Genomic DNA, 14414 nt, shown 5'->3' on the forward strand with positions numbered 1-14414 from the left:
ACCACTACGACGGCAAGGTAGCCGTCTCCTTTTTCGGGCGGCAAGGACAGCACCGTTCTGCTGGACCTTGCGCGGCGGGCGTTTCCCGACATTCCCGCCGTATTTGTGGACACGGGGCTGGAATACCCGGAGATACGGGAGTTTGTCAAAACCGTTCCCAATGTAATGTGGCTGCGCCCGGAGATGCCCTTTTCAAAGGTCATATCGGAATATGGCTATCCCGTCGTTTCCAAAGACGTGGCACGGCGCGTTCGCTATGCAAAGCGTGGCAGCCCGTGGGCGCTGTGCCATCTGAACGGTTTGAACGCGGACGGTACGCCCTCAAAATACAATGAACGATACATGAAATGGCGTATCCTGCTGGATGCGCCGTTTTTCGTTTCCGATCAGTGCTGTTCCGTCATGAAGGAGCGTCCCCTGCACAGATATAACCGGGAAACCGGTAGAAAGCAGATCATTGCGACCATGGCTTGTGAGAGCGCACGCCGTCAGAGCGTCTATCTCAAAATCGGCTGCAACGCCTATCACAAGCGGGACCCCACCTCGCAGCCCATGTCCTTCTGGACGGAGCAGGATGTTTTGGAATATCTCAGAATGACCGGCATCCCGTATGCCTCCGTTTACGGCGAGATCGTGGAGGAAAACGGCAGGCTGACCACTACCGGCGCGAAGCGCACCGGCTGTATGTTTTGTATGTTCGGTGTTCATCTGGAAAAGGAGCCGAACCGCTTTCAGCGCATGGCGCTGACACATCCCAAGCAGTACGATTTCTGTATCCATAAATTGGGCTGCGGTAAGGTGCTGGACTTTCTCGGCGTACCGTATGCCCTGACAGGAGGTGAAACCCCATGAGCAAACGCTCGCCCCGGCTGCTGTTCACGCAGGAGGAGCGGACAGCGCCGGAACTGAAAAAGGCCGTCAAAAAAGCGGATAAAGCCTATCAAAAGCTGGAAAAGGCCGAGGCGAAGATACCGAAGAAAACCGTAAAGAAAAAGCAGCGCGTCGTTGACCCGAAAACCGGCACGGTCACAACGCGCCTTTCCTTTGAGGAGGTGGACAAGAAACGACCGCCCTCCAAGCTCACCCACGCCCTGCGGGACGCGCCCGGTGCGGCGGCGCTGTCCGCCGTCCACAGGGAGATTCGGGAACATGAGCAGGATAATGTGGGTGTGGAGAGCGCCCACGGCGTGGAGCAGGCGGCGGAGCGCGCCGTGCGCCTTGCACAGCACGCCCACCGCTCCCACAAGGAGAAGCCCTACCGCCGCGCAGACCGCGCCGAGGCCAAGGCAGACCGCGCCAACCTCCGCGCGTTGGACAAAACGGCACAGCACCATGACCCGCAGTTTTCCAGCAATCCCTACTCCCGCTGGCAGCAGAAGCAGGCCATCAAGAGGGAGTACGCCGCCGCCAAAGCCGGAAAAAGCGCCGGGAATACGGTCAAAGCCTCCGAAGCCACGGCAAAGGCGGCGCGGAAAGCCGCGGAGAACACAAAGAAAGCCGGCGAGTTCATCGCCCGTCACAAAAAGGGCTTTCTTATCGTGGGCGGCATCGCGGCAATGATCGTCCTCATCCTCTGCACCGTTTCCTCCTGCTCCATGCTGATTCAGGGCGGGGCAACCGGCGTTAACGTATCCACCTACCCCAGTGAGGACGCGGATATGCTGGCGGCAGAGGCGCAATATTGTGCCATGGAAGCGGAATTGCAGCAGTATCTCGACACCTACGAAAGCACCCACGACTACGACGAGTACCATTTTGATCTGGACGACATTGAGCATGACCCCTATGTGCTGATCTCCGCTGTCACCGCCCTTATGGGCAGGGAGTGGACGCTTTCCGAGGTAGGCGGCATACTCGATATGCTGTTTGAAAAGCAGTACATCCTAACGGAAACCGTCACCACGGAAACGAGATACCGCACCGAAACGCGCACCGGCTACTATACCGATGCGGAGGGCAATCTGCACAGCTATGAATATACCGTGCAGGTGCCGTACACCTATTACATCTGCACAGTCCGGCTGGAAAACTTCAACCTCTCCCATGTGCCGGTCTATATCATGTCGCAGGATCAGCTCTCCTTGTATGCCATGTATATGGCTACTCTGGGCAACCGCCCGGACCTCTTCGGCGGCTCGGAGTACATCGGGAAATACTACACCGCCGACTATGAGAAGTACGAGATACCCCCGGAGGCGCTGGAGGACGCGCAGTTCGCCGCCATCATCAAGGAGGCGGAGAAGTATCTCGGCTACCCCTACGTCTGGGGCGGCAGCACGCCCGCCACCTCCTTCGACTGCTCCGGCTTTGTCAGCTATGTCTACAACAACTGCGACGTGGGCTGGAGCTTCGGCAGGCTGGGTGCGTCCGGGCTGCTGGGCATCTGTACGCGGGTGTCCGCCGCCAATGTCCGACCGGGCGATCTGGTGTTTTTCCAAGGCACCTATGACACCACTGGCGCGTCCCATGTTGGCATCTATGTGGGCAATGATATGATGCTCCACTGCGGCGACCCCATCCAGTACACAAGCCTCAATTCAAGCTACTGGCAATCCCACTTCCTTGCCTACGGGCGCGTACCTGCGCCCTGATCTCTCAGAAAGGAGCAAAAAAATGAACCCTAAGATTACAAAGCTCAAGGCTGAACGGGCGAAAAACGATGAAAAGATCGCCGCCCTCCGCTCCCGCAACCGGGAGCTTGACGAGAGCATCGTCGAGCTGGAGAATACCGACATCATCGGCCTTGCCCGCGCCACCGGCATGAGCATGGAGGAGCTGGCGCAGTTCCTCACACAGCTCAAAAGGGGCGGCGCGCCCTTTATCACACCCAATACCAAGGAGGATACGAACTATGTGCATGAAGAAGAATAACAACCGGCTGCTGCGCGGAGTTGCCGCCGTCCTTTGCCTTGCCCTGATGTTCCTCACCATGTCCGGCATGGCCATGGCGACGGATATGGAGGACGCCCCCGGCAGGCGGCGCGCCGGAAAGCACGCCGGAGATCGTGGAGGCCGAGCTTCCCGTCACACCCGAAGAAACACCGGAGTCCCCTCCGGCTGAGCAAGGGCCGGACACACAGGAACCGGCTCCCGCGCCGCCTGAAACGACGGAAACGCCGCAGCCGGAGGCGGAATATGCGCTGGACGCAGATATTCCGACAGGCTGGCACAACGCGCCGGTGACGGTCACGATCCGTATCAGGGACAAAAACAACGCGGGCTGGCAGAAGGTAGAGGCGGCGCTGCGGGAAACCGCCGAAAGAACAGACCTGACGGAGCAGCTTGCCCACGACGGCCTCGCCCGCTACACGGTGCCGGACAACGGTACCGTGTTTATCTTTATCACTGACCCCTTCGGCGCGGAGCATAAAAAGGAGCTGACCGTATCCTGTATGGACTTTGAAGCGCCCCAGCTGCGGGCGGGCGTCAGCGGTACGCTGCTGCGCGTGGAGGCCGCCGACACCCTCTCTGGCATAGCCGGGGTCTATGTGAACGATGAGCTTTATACCACGCTGCAAAACGAGGAGTTCAGCCTGCGCATTGACAAAAACACCCGCGATTCCCACTTCTACATCATGGGCGTGGACAACGCGGGCAACCGCACGGGCTATCTGGTGATCGCCAACCCCTTCTATGAAAAGGAAACGCCTGCGCCCAGCCCCACACCGGAGCAGCACAGCACCCATTGTCCCGCAGACTGCGATTGCAGGAAGCAGCCCTCCGGCAACACCGGCAGCAGCGGCAATACCGGCAGCAACGGCAGCAATACCGGTGCGGGAAAGCCCTCCAACGCCTCCGGCAGCACGGGAAAGCCCGCTGCGGAACAGACGCCCGCCGCCGCCGAGCCGGCGAAAGCACAGGAGCCCGCCGATACCGCCGCGCCTGTCGCCATTGAGAAAGGGACGGGCTTTTCCCAAAACGGCAGCGCCGTTACCCGCGACCTGCTTTACGACAAGCACACCAACAAGCAGTTCATCGCGGTAGAAACCCGCAACGGCCATACCCTCTATCTGGTGATCGACTACGATAAGCCGCTGGACGAGGACGGAGATCAGTATGAAACCTACTTTTTGAACCTTGTGGACGAAAGCGATTTGCTGGCGCTTATTGACAGGGAGGATTCTGCCCCCGTCTGCTCCTGCAAGGACAAGTGCGAGGCAGGTGCGGTCAACACCGCCTGCGCAGTCTGCAAGAACAACATGACGGAGTGCATGGGCAAGGAAAAGGTCACGGAAAAGACGCCGGAACCTGACCCGATGCCGGACACGACCGACAGCCCCGACAAGGACGGCGGCGAAAAGAAGTCCGGCAGCGGTCTTGTTGTGATTGTGCTGCTGCTCCTGATGGCGGGCGGCGGCGCGCTGTATTGGTTCAAGCTCCGTAAGAAGAAGCCCGACACAAAGGGACCTGTGGACTTGGACGATTACGACTACGGCGATGATGAGGACGAGGAATATGAAAACGAGGACGATGCGGACGAGCCGGAGGAAACGGAGGTCGCAGATGCATGACCCTTTTCACCAAAAACCCGCTGGAGCGGCTGATGATGCAGCGCCCCTATCCGGGAAAAGAGGAAACGCCGCGCACCCCTGCCCCGGAGGGGCATTTCTGCTGCGGCTGTTCCCGCTACGGCACCGTCTGCCTCCGTCCCTGCTACCGTGACACCGACCTGCGGGAGAAACTGCGGGCAAAAGCGCCGGAGCGTTAGGACCCCGACCCTTGCCGCCTTCTCCCGCCGATGCACAATGTACCCATGAGAGACCAGATGCAGCGAAAAAGGATGTGATACGGAAGCGGTGCCTTGAACGGCCCTGACTCATATACGATTAGAAAAACAGACACGAAAAGCAGTCCTTCGGGGCTGCTTTTTGCTATGCAGAAAAGGAGAAAAATGGATATGACACACCATAAATTAGTGATCGCGGAAAAGCCCGCCGTCGCCCAGTCCATCGCCGCCGTGCTGGGCGCGACCAAACGCAACGACGGCTATCTTTCGGGAAACGGCTACCTTGTAAGCTGGTGCTTCGGGCATCTGGCGGAGCTGGCGGGCGCGGACGTGTACGATGAAAAGTACGCAAAATGGCGCTATGACGATCTGCCCATCCTGCCCGCAAGCTGGCGCTTCACGCTGAAAGCGGACAAAGCCAAACAGTTCGAGCTGCTGTGGGACCTCATGCGCCGGGAGGACGTGACCGAGGTCATCAACGCCTGCGACGCAGGGCGCGAGGGGGAGCTTATCTTCCGCACCGTCTACTACATGGCGGGCTGCACGAAAACCATGAAGCGGCTGTGGATCTCCTCCATGGAGGACGAGGCCATCCGAAAGGGCTTTGCGGACCTTCGTCCGGGACGGGAATATGACGGGCTGCACCAGTCCGCCCTCTGCCGCGCCCGCGCGGACTGGCTGGTGGGCATCAACGCCACGCGCCTGTTTTCCGTCCTTTACCACCGCACCTTGAATGTTGGGCGCGTCATGACGCCCACGCTGGCGCTCATCGTCCAGCGGGAGGCGGAGATCGGGGCGTTCCGCCCGGAAGCCTTTTACACGGTAAATCTTCGCTGCGGCGATTTTGCCGCCGTGTCCGAAAAGTTCAAAGAGAAAGCGGAGGCGGACGCCCTTGCCGCCGCCTGCGCCGGTCAGCCGGTCACGGTCAGGACGGTGCAACGCACGGAAAAAACGGAGAACGCGCCCCGGCTCTACGACCTGACCGCCCTCCAGCGGGAGGCCAACCGCAGCCTCGGCTATACCGCACAGCAGACGCTTGACTATCTGCAAGCCCTCTACGAGAAAAAGCTCTGCACCTATCCCCGCACGGACAGCCGCTTCCTCACAGATGATCTGGAACCCTCTGTGCCGGAGCTTGTGTCCGTTGCTGCCGCCATCTGTGAAACCACCGCGCCGGGGCGTGTGAACGCAAGGCAGGTCTGCGACAGCCGCAAGGTCAGCGACCACCATGCCATTCTCCCCACCGCCAGCGCGGGCAAGGCGGATACCTCCGTCCTGCCGCTGGGGGAGCGAGAGATTTTGCGCCTTGTGGCAGGTCAGCTTCTCCGGGCGGTCAGCGACGCCCACCGCTATGCGGAAACCACAGTTACGCTGGAATGCGGCGGCGCTGTATTCACCGTCAAGGGCAAAACCGTCCTTGATACCGGCTGGAAGCAGTATCTCGCGCAGGAAAAGCAGGACGCCGCCTTGCCGGAGCTGTCGGAGGGGCAGGTATTGGAGTGCGCCGAAGCCGCCGTAAAGGAGGGCAAGACCACGCCGCCCAGGCACTTCACCGAGGACACGCTGCTCTCCGCCATGGAGACTGCCGGAAAGGAAGATATGCCGGAAGAAGCGGAACGGAAGGGGCTGGGAACGCCCGCCACCCGCGCCGCCATTATCGAAAAGCTGGTAGCCACGGGCTTTGTGGAGCGCAAAAGGGCGAAGAAGGCCGTCAGCCTTGTGCCTGCCCATACCGGCGTATCCCTCATCACCGTGCTGCCGGAGCAGTTACAGTCTCCGCTTCTCACCGCCGAATGGGAATACCGCTTGCAGCAGGTGGAGCGCGGCGAGCTTTCCCCGGATGAGTTCATGACCGGCATTGCGGATATGCTCACGGATCTGGTGAAAACCTATCAGGTCATCTCCGGCGCGGAGGTGCTGTTCCCCTCCGGCCGGGAGGTCATCGGCAAATGCCCCCGCTGCGGCAGCGACGTGACCGAGAGCAAAAAGGGCTTCTTCTGCGAGAAAAACGACTGCCGCTTCGGGCTGTGGCGGGACAACAAGTTCTTTGCCGCCAAGCGCGCCGCTCTGACCAGAAAGATCGCCGCCGCGCTGCTGGCAGACGGGAGGGTGAAGCTCACCGGCCTCTATTCCGAAAAAACCGGCGGCACCTACGACGCCACCGCCGTGCTGGAGGATACCGGCGAGAGCGTCCGCTTCCGTCTGGAGTTTGATAAGGGGGCGAGGACATGAAGCTCTCCAAGCTGGAGCAGGAAAGTATCATCCTCTACAACGAGGAAGAACCTACCGCCAGCATCTACACCCACGACCCGAAGCTGATACGCAAGCTCAAACGCCTTGCGGAGAAATACCCGGACAAGGTGTACCCGGATAAAGCCGTCCATGCCGGAGCGGTCAGCTACATCGTGCCGAAAAGCTGCGTCAGCGTCCGGGAGCCGTTCAGCGACGAGCGGCGCAGGGCCGCCAGCGAGCGCGCCAAAAACGCCGGATATACGCCGCCCGCAAGGAGTATATACTCCGAAAACGAATGAGAACCGAGCGCCCGCACAGGAAAGCATACCCTTGCGCGGGCGCTGCCATTTTAGGGGTAAACAGCCCATGAAATGAAAGGAAGTGCCTATGACACGAAAATCTCCGTATCCGACAAGAGCGGATTATCCGGCATTGATTGAAAATGCCAAGCCTGCGCTGCGCGAGCTGTTGGGCGCGGCCTCGTATGAACGGAGGATCGCCGTTCTCAACGAATGTTCTCTCGATGTGGTCAATACCATCTGCACGATCATGGTGCTGGGACGGCACAGCCTCTATCTTCGCCGCAAAAAGCCCTTAAACGCGCCGGACGCGGCATTCGTCCGGTGGGCGGCGGACCTGTGGACGCTGCGTGAGCAGAACAAGGCAGGCGACATCCGCTATCTCTGCGGAAAGACGGATTTGCAGGAATACCTCACGCGGGGGCTTCAGCTCCTGCGTATCGACCTGATGAAAGGAGGAAACTATGCCAGAGAAACCCGGTAAAAACAGAGAACAGCTCAAGGAGATCACCGACCGCATCGAGGCGGGCATCCGCGACATCTTTGAATCCGGCGATATGGAAAAGTACCGCAATTACCTGCGCACCATGAGCCGGTTTCACAACTATTCCCTCAACAATCAGGCGCTCATCCACTTGCAGCGCCCGGACGCCACACTTGTGGCGGGCTACAACCGCTGGAGGGACAAGTTCTCCCGCCATGTGCTGCGGGGTGAGAAGGGCATTACCATCATCGCGCCCACGCCGTATAAGAAGAAAATCGAGCAGGAAAAGCTCGACCCGGACACAAAACTACCCATTCTGGACGCGGACGGCAAAGTTGTCACCGAGGAAAAGGAGATCGAAATCCCCATGTTCCGCCCGGTGAAGGTGTTCGACTACGCCCAGACGGACGGAAAGCCCCTGCCTGAGCGTGTTGCCAGCCCCGTCGCCAACCTGACCGGCAGCGTGGAGAATTATGAGGCGTTCATGGAGGCGCTGCGCCGGTCCTCGCCCGTGCCGGTGGAGGTAAAGCCGCTGTCTGCGGATATGGACGGCTATTTCAGCCCCAAATCCCAGAGCATCACGCTGCGGGAGGGCATGAGCGAGGTGCAGACGGTATCCGCCGCCGTCCATGAGATCGCCCACGCCAAGCTCCACAATTACGCCTTGCAGCAGCCAGAGGAGCGCAGGCATAAGAGCCGCAATACCGAGGAGGTGGAGGCCGAAAGCATCTCCTTTATGGTCTGCGCCTACTTTGGCATTGAAACCGGCGCAAACAGCTTCGGCTATGTGGCAACGTGGTCAAAAAACGCCGAGCTGCCGGAGTTCCGTGCCAGTCTGGATACCATCGGCAAGACCGCAAACGGCATCATCACCGACGTGGAAAAGCATTTCGCGGAGGTTTGCAAGGAGCGCGGCATCGAGCTTCCCAAGGACACGGAATACGAGCTTGTCACCATCCCGCCCTCCCGCGCCGACGCGCTGGCCTTCGCCGCCGACTACGCGGCGTTCCTGCGCCGGGGTCTGAACGTTCCCGACAGCACAGAAGGACCCACAGCGGCTTCGGTTGCGGACAGGCTGCTTGCCGGAGAGGGCGCAGAGCTGCGGAAGGAGCTGGAGGATTTCGTCAAGCTGGCAGACGAGATCGGCATCGACGACGGCTCTCATGGGCTGCTGGAACGCTTCAACGGCCTGTTCCGTCAGGAATGGCGGGCAAAGGAGAAACCGCAGCCGGAGATTGAAACAGAAACGCCGAATGTTGTGGATGAGCTGCCGCCCATGCCGGAGCTGGAGCAGGGCTATCCCATGCCGGATACCGGCATCGGCTTTTTGGAAATGTATCAGTACGGCTACACAGACGGCAACGCCATGCTGCCGCTGACCAAGGAGCGCGCCATGGAGCTGTTCATGCAGGACGTTCCCGTGTTCCTGCTCTATGCCGACAGCACCGAGGCCATGGCGCTGGACGCAGAGGATATTTCCTCCCACACCGGCGTGTTCGGCGTGGAGCGCGAGGAATGGGACGCGGTACGCGGCGTTGTGACGCTGAGCGAACAGGCGGACACGGAGAAGCTGTTTCTGGAAAACCCGCAGGACGCTTTCCTCATCTATCAGATTCGGCGCGGCGGTGAATTGGACGCTTACCGCTTCATGAACTATGACTACTTGCAGAGCAAGGGCGTCACGCCGGAGCGCGGCGGCTACGACGCGATCTACACCGGCGGGTTTATGGATTATGGGAATGCCAGAACCAATCTGGATATGATTTATCAGCGGTTCAACGTGGATCATCCTGCGGATTTCAAGGGACACAGCCTGTCGGTCAGCGACATCGTTGCCTTGAAGCAAAACGGCGTAGTATCCTGTCATTACGTTGACAGCATCGGCTTCCGGGAGCTTCCCAATTTCCTCAAGCCGGAGAATTACCTCAAAAACGTGGAGATGCTGTTGGAGGACGACTACGGCATGATCGACGGCATCATCAACAACGGCCCCAAGCAGCCCACCGTGGCCGATCTGGAGGCGCAGGTCAAGGCGGGCTTTTCCATCTCCCTGACGGAGCTGGCTGCGGCCTCCCACCGCGAGCAGAAGAAGCCCTCCGTGCTGGAAAAGCTCAGGGAAAGGACGCCGGAGCAGTCGAAAAACAAAACAGCGCCCAAACGGAGCGCGGAAAGAGAGCTTTGATATGAACGACAAGCATTTCACCCACGATGAAGTCAGCCTTATGAGCATCTACAACGCGGCAGGCACCCGCGAGGGCCTGATCGCGGCCCTCACAGAAATGCGGGGGTATCTGGACGCGGAGGAGGCCGAGCTGCGGGAGCTGACGGACAGCGCCCTCGCAAAGCTGCGCGACATTACCGACGCGGAGTACGCCGCCCTTGACCTGACGCCGGATTTTGACCTCTGAGCAAAGCTGACTGTTTTACGGTCAAGAGCCGGAAAAATCGCAGATTCGCCGCAGGGAGCGCGCCGGATGAGGAATGTATCATCCGGCGCGTTTCAGTTTGAAAATCGCCGTTTTTCCCAAGTCATGAGCCGGAGAAAATACCCCAAAATCGCGCCTGCTTCGCGCAGGAGGCGCAGAAAGGCCATTTATGAGAACAGGACTGACAAAAGCGCAGAAAATCACGGAAATCACCTTTGACGAAAAAGAACCCCTTATCCATATCCGCACCCACAATACTGACCTTAGAAACCGCCTTGCCGCCTACGCCGCGCAGCACCCCGCAGAGTGCCGCCAACTGGACGCAGACCCCGACACGGGCTGTATGGAGTTCACCATCCGCAAGGGGCGCTTGTCCTTCCGCCTGACCGCACCGTACAGTGAGAAACGGAAGCAGGCGGCGAGCGAGGCGGCGAAAAGAAACGGCTTCACCAGAAACCCATGAGAGGAGGATTTTGCTTATGCCCAACAAACTGCAAGCCTACGCGGAGCAGGCGGAGCGCACCGCGCGGCAGATCACCGGCAGCCATCTGGCGTGGACGGCGTTCCTGACCACCGCCGCAAGGCTGTATAAATACCCCTACAACGAGCAGCTCATGATCTATATGCAGCGCCCGGAGGCCACCGCCTGCGCGGAGTACGACTTCTGGAACGAGAAAATGGGGCGCTATGTCCGGCGCGGCAGCACGGGCATCGCCCTCATCGACGCTACCGGCTACAAGCCGCGGCTCAAATACGTCTTTGACGTTTCCGACACCGGCGGCAAGGAAAACGCCCGCCGCGTCAATCTTTGGGAGCTGAAAGACGCGCATACCGACGGCGTGAGCGCCATGCTGGAGCGTAATTACGGCGTTTCCGGCAAAAACGGCCTTGCGGAGCAGTTCGAGGCCGTCGCTTCCCAGCTTGCTGCGGAATACTGGCGCGACCATTCCCGCGACATTCTCGGCATCGTTGCGGATTCCTATCTGGAGGAGTATGATGATTACAACATCGAGGTGGCGTTCAAAAACGCCGCGGCGGTCAGTATCACCTACTCCCTCATGTCCCGCTGCGGGATGCAGCCGGAGGATCACTTTGAACACGAGGATTTTTTCAGCATCTTTGATTTCAACACCCCGCGCACGGTGGCAGCCCTCGGCACGGCGGTCAGCGAGATCAATGAACAGGTTTTGCGGCAGATCGAAGTCACCATACGAAATTATGAGCGCGAACACAGCGCGGAAAGGACGGCAGAGCATGGAGAACAACCTGACTTACACGAAGAACGGAGATTACCTGATTCCCGACCTGAAGATCGAGGTGCCGGAGCAGCCCCTCGGCAAGTACGGACGGATGCGCCAGAAGTACCTGAAGGAGCATCGCCCCATCCTCTGGAACCAGATGATCTTGGAGGAAACCCTGTTCCCGCACCTGCTGGAGATCGAGCAGGCGGTGCAGAGCCGCTTAGAGCAGATGATGCCAAAGCTGGCGTCGGAGGCCGGAGCGACGGAAGCGCTGAAAGCCTGCGACCCAATGAAATGGGTTGGCCTGATGAACACCTGCAAGGCGCAGGCCGAGGAAGTGATTCTCGCGGAGCTGATCTACGCATAACAGAGCACCCCGCACGGGGCGGCCAGCTATCCTTTTTCCCCACCGAAGCGGAACAGATTACAGCCATAGAAGAAGCGGAGAGCGCACAGACGCCCTTCGCTTTTTCCGTTTCTCAGGCGCAGCTTGACCATGTGCTGCGGCTGGGCGGCAACGAGGACGATACCCGCATGGTCATTGCCGCCGCGTTCCAGAAGCAGAAGTCTGCGGAGGACATTGCCGCGCTGCTGCAAAACACCTTCCACGGCGGCAACGGCTTTAAGACGCCGGAGGGCGAGCTTTCCGCGTGGTATGCCGCTGACGGCATCCACATCGCCCCCGGCAGGAGCGCGGAGTATGTGCGCACCGCGCAGGTGATCGCATGGCAGGACGCCGCTGCGCGCATTTCCCAGCTTATGGAAAGTGGCGCGTATGCCTCCAATGTAGAGCTTGCCGAAGCAGGGCAGCATGAGCGGATGCAGCTTGCCCAAGCCCTCTGGTATCTGAAGCACGACCTCAGCGACGAGGCGCGGGAACGGGGCTATCTCTCCTGCATGGATGCTCTGCGGGGCGGCGGCTTCCCTGATGAAACGGCGCGGCTGGCAGAGCAACTGACAAACACAGATTCCCGCGATACGCTATCCGGCGAGTTCGCGCAGTTTTACGCCGCCCATGAACAGAACAGAAGCCTGCTGCGCTTCCATTACCACAAGCTGGAGAACATCTGGCAGAGCCTGCGGGATATGTCCTTGCCACGCAGAGAATATTCCTCCGAAATGGCCGCAGTGCCGGAGCTGGGACGCTTCATCACGGAGGACGAGATCGACCACGCGCTGGATCGCGGCAGCGGTGTCGAGGGCGGCAAGGGCAGGATCTACGAATACTTCACCGCCGACCACACCGGCAAGGAAAAGGCAGCTTTCCTCAAAGATGAGTATGGCACAGGAGGTCATACCCATGCTGTATCCGGAGCAAGCGGCAGCTATGAAGATCATAGTGCAAAAGGCATTACGCTGAAAAAGGCAGGCTGTGCCAATGTGGAGCTGAGCTGGACGAAGGTGGCAGCAAGGATTGACAGCCTCATTCAGAAGGACCGCTTCCTCTCCCCACGGGAAAAGGAGCGGTACGCGCAGCTTCAACAGGAAAAGGAAACAGAACGCACGGCGCAAAACGAATACAATTCCATCAAAGAAGCCCACCCGGACGACATCGTGCTGTTTCAGGTGGGCGATTTCTTCGAGATGTACGGCGAGGACGCAAAACAGGCGGCGGAGCTGCTTGACCTCAACCTTACCACAAGAGCGATACCCGGCGCTGGCCGTGTTGCTATGTGCGGCGTTCCGGCGCACAATCTGGAGAACTATGTGGAGGAACTGCGGGGCAAATACGATGTAACCATTGCCGCAGCGCCGGACTTTAGAGGTGAGCGCCGCGTCTATACCCTGCGCTCCGTTGACCATGAGGCGGAAGCCGCCATTGACGCATACGAAGCCGAGTTTGGCGCAGACGGTACGAGGGTATTCCGCGATCCTGCCGCAGAGCAGCCACAGCCCACGGTGGCAGAGCTGTTTGAGGGGTATAAGCTGACCGTAGGCAACGCGCTTGTCGCGGACGACGCTTTCCTCAACGCCTGCCGCAATTCCGACCGTCAAAACGCCTATCTGGAGGGCGCTGCCGCCATCCGGCGCATTGTCATGGAATCCGGCGATTTGCAGCTCACACGGCTCTATTTCGATATGCCTGCGTTCCACAACCGGCTGCATCAGGAGCTTTTGGACGAGCTTTACCCCACGCTGGCAACCACGGTCACGCCCTCTCCCTACAAGGTCACGCAGGCGGACATTGACGCGGCCTTGCAGCAGTGGAACGGCAGGATTGAAAGCAAGCACGCAGTTGTCCGCTATATGAAGGCTCACGCCCGCGACCGGGACACCGCCGCATGGCTGGCACGGGAGTACGGCTTGAAGGATACCTCTAAACCGCTGCAAATCTCCGTGGGCAGCTCCGAGCCGGTCACGCTGTCATGGGCAAAGGTGCAGCGGCGCATTGCGCAGCTCATTCAATCCGATAACTTCTACACCGAGCAGGAACAGGACAACTTTGACAATATTGACCCCATCGCCATCCGGGAAGCGCTTGCTGAACGCGGTATTGTGGGCGGGCGCATTGTGGACGCGGAGGCAAACCGCAACAGCCCCTTCATCCGGCAGGTTATGGCGGATGTGGAGCGGATCGCGGTGCAGGAAGCGCAGGCGGCGCACATGGACTCACCGGACCGTTTTTCCATCCGTCTGCACCCCAACGAGGGCGGCATTACCGGCATCTGGGACTCGGCCCTTGACCGCTTCTATGAGGAGGGTGGGCAGGTGCTTCGCTTCGCGGAGCAATCTAACGCCATTGACTACCTCTCCAGTATTCAGCGCAGCCGCGGTATGGAGCCGGACGCGCCGGTTTTTCACAACGCCGCTGGGGAATGCCTATCGCGTGGGCGACGGCTTTTCCTCCACCGCAGCCGAACAGCGGGATACTCTGATGGTGGTCGAGCGTGTAGACGAAGATAATGTTTGGTACACTCTGCCAAGCGTCCCGGAGCAGGAAACGGTCAGCATAGACCGCACCGTTTTTGAGCGTTACCTCGACACCGGCTATTTCTTCGCTGCGGA

General features: G+C 59.8%; 14 protein-coding genes. 13 read left to right on the forward strand and 1 reads right to left on the reverse strand.

From position 1 onward, the window contains the following. Positions 1-105: 105 nt before the first annotated feature. From RJD28_17285 to RJD28_17335, 11 genes are all read left to right on the forward strand, one after another. Complete coding sequence (locus RJD28_17285; protein WNV57893.1) at positions 106-852, forward strand: phosphoadenosine phosphosulfate reductase family protein; 747 nt, start codon at positions 106-108, stop codon at positions 850-852. After that, on the forward strand, positions 849-2591 hold the full coding sequence (locus RJD28_17290) for a C40 family peptidase (GenBank protein WNV57894.1): 1743 nt from the start codon (positions 849-851) through the stop codon (positions 2589-2591). The genes RJD28_17285 and RJD28_17290 overlap by 4 nt, the downstream gene beginning before the upstream one ends. A gap of 22 nt (positions 2592-2613) precedes the next feature. Next, on the forward strand, positions 2614-2871 hold the full coding sequence (locus RJD28_17295; GenBank protein ID WNV57895.1) for a DUF4315 family protein: 258 nt from the start codon (positions 2614-2616) through the stop codon (positions 2869-2871). A 134-nt stretch (positions 2872-3005) separates the two neighbouring features. Further along, complete coding sequence (locus RJD28_17300) at positions 3006-4511, forward strand: DUF4366 domain-containing protein (protein WNV57896.1); 1506 nt, start codon at positions 3006-3008, stop codon at positions 4509-4511. After that, positions 4508-4708 (forward strand): hypothetical protein, encoded by a 201-nt coding sequence (locus tag RJD28_17305; GenBank protein ID WNV57897.1) that lies wholly within the window; start codon positions 4508-4510, stop codon positions 4706-4708. The genes RJD28_17300 and RJD28_17305 overlap by 4 nt, the downstream gene beginning before the upstream one ends. A 183-nt stretch (positions 4709-4891) precedes the next feature. Further along, positions 4892-6958 (forward strand): DNA topoisomerase 3, encoded by a 2067-nt coding sequence (locus RJD28_17310; GenBank protein ID WNV59670.1) that lies wholly within the window; start codon positions 4892-4894, stop codon positions 6956-6958. Continuing rightward, the gene (locus RJD28_17315; GenBank protein ID WNV57898.1) at positions 6955-7257 is read left to right on the forward strand and encodes an immunoglobulin; all 303 of its coding nucleotides are present in this window, start codon (positions 6955-6957) and stop codon (positions 7255-7257) included. The genes RJD28_17310 and RJD28_17315 overlap by 4 nt, the downstream gene beginning before the upstream one ends. Positions 7258-7345: 88 nt before the next feature. Continuing rightward, on the forward strand, positions 7346-7741 hold the full coding sequence (locus RJD28_17320) for a hypothetical protein (protein ID WNV57899.1): 396 nt from the start codon (positions 7346-7348) through the stop codon (positions 7739-7741). Continuing rightward, a complete protein-coding gene (locus RJD28_17325; GenBank protein ID WNV57900.1) occupies positions 7722-9923 on the forward strand; it encodes a YodL domain-containing protein in 2202 nt (733 codons plus the stop codon). The genes RJD28_17320 and RJD28_17325 overlap by 20 nt, the downstream gene beginning before the upstream one ends. 1 nt (position 9924) lies before the next feature. Further along, positions 9925-10149 carry a transposon-transfer assisting family protein gene (locus tag RJD28_17330; GenBank protein WNV57901.1) on the forward strand — a complete coding sequence of 75 codons (225 nt, stop codon included), beginning with the start codon at positions 9925-9927 and terminating at the stop codon, positions 10147-10149. Positions 10150-10336: 187 nt separating this feature from the next. Continuing rightward, the gene (locus RJD28_17335) at positions 10337-10630 is read left to right on the forward strand and encodes a hypothetical protein (protein ID WNV57902.1); all 294 of its coding nucleotides are present in this window, start codon (positions 10337-10339) and stop codon (positions 10628-10630) included. On the opposite strand, the gene RJD28_17340 is transcribed toward RJD28_17335, so the two are convergent. After that, positions 10614-11423: a hypothetical protein gene (locus RJD28_17340; protein WNV57903.1), complete on the reverse strand. Its 810-nt coding sequence runs from the start codon at positions 11421-11423 to the stop codon at positions 10614-10616. The genes RJD28_17335 and RJD28_17340 overlap by 17 nt on opposite strands. Between RJD28_17340 and RJD28_17345 the strand changes: the two genes are divergently transcribed. Both RJD28_17345 and RJD28_17350 read left to right on the forward strand, forming a co-directional pair. Then, complete coding sequence (locus tag RJD28_17345; protein ID WNV57904.1) at positions 11422-11775, forward strand: TnpV protein; 354 nt, start codon at positions 11422-11424, stop codon at positions 11773-11775. The two genes, RJD28_17340 and RJD28_17345, sit on opposite strands and share 2 nt — an antisense overlap. Further along, positions 11703-14312 (forward strand): hypothetical protein, encoded by a 2610-nt coding sequence (locus tag RJD28_17350; protein ID WNV57905.1) that lies wholly within the window; start codon positions 11703-11705, stop codon positions 14310-14312. The genes RJD28_17345 and RJD28_17350 overlap by 73 nt, the downstream gene beginning before the upstream one ends. Positions 14313-14414: the final 102 nt, after the last annotated feature.

Source organism: Oscillospiraceae bacterium NTUH-002-81, assembly GCA_032620915.1.
Lineage (GTDB): Bacteria > Bacillota > Clostridia > Lachnospirales > Lachnospiraceae > JAGTTR01.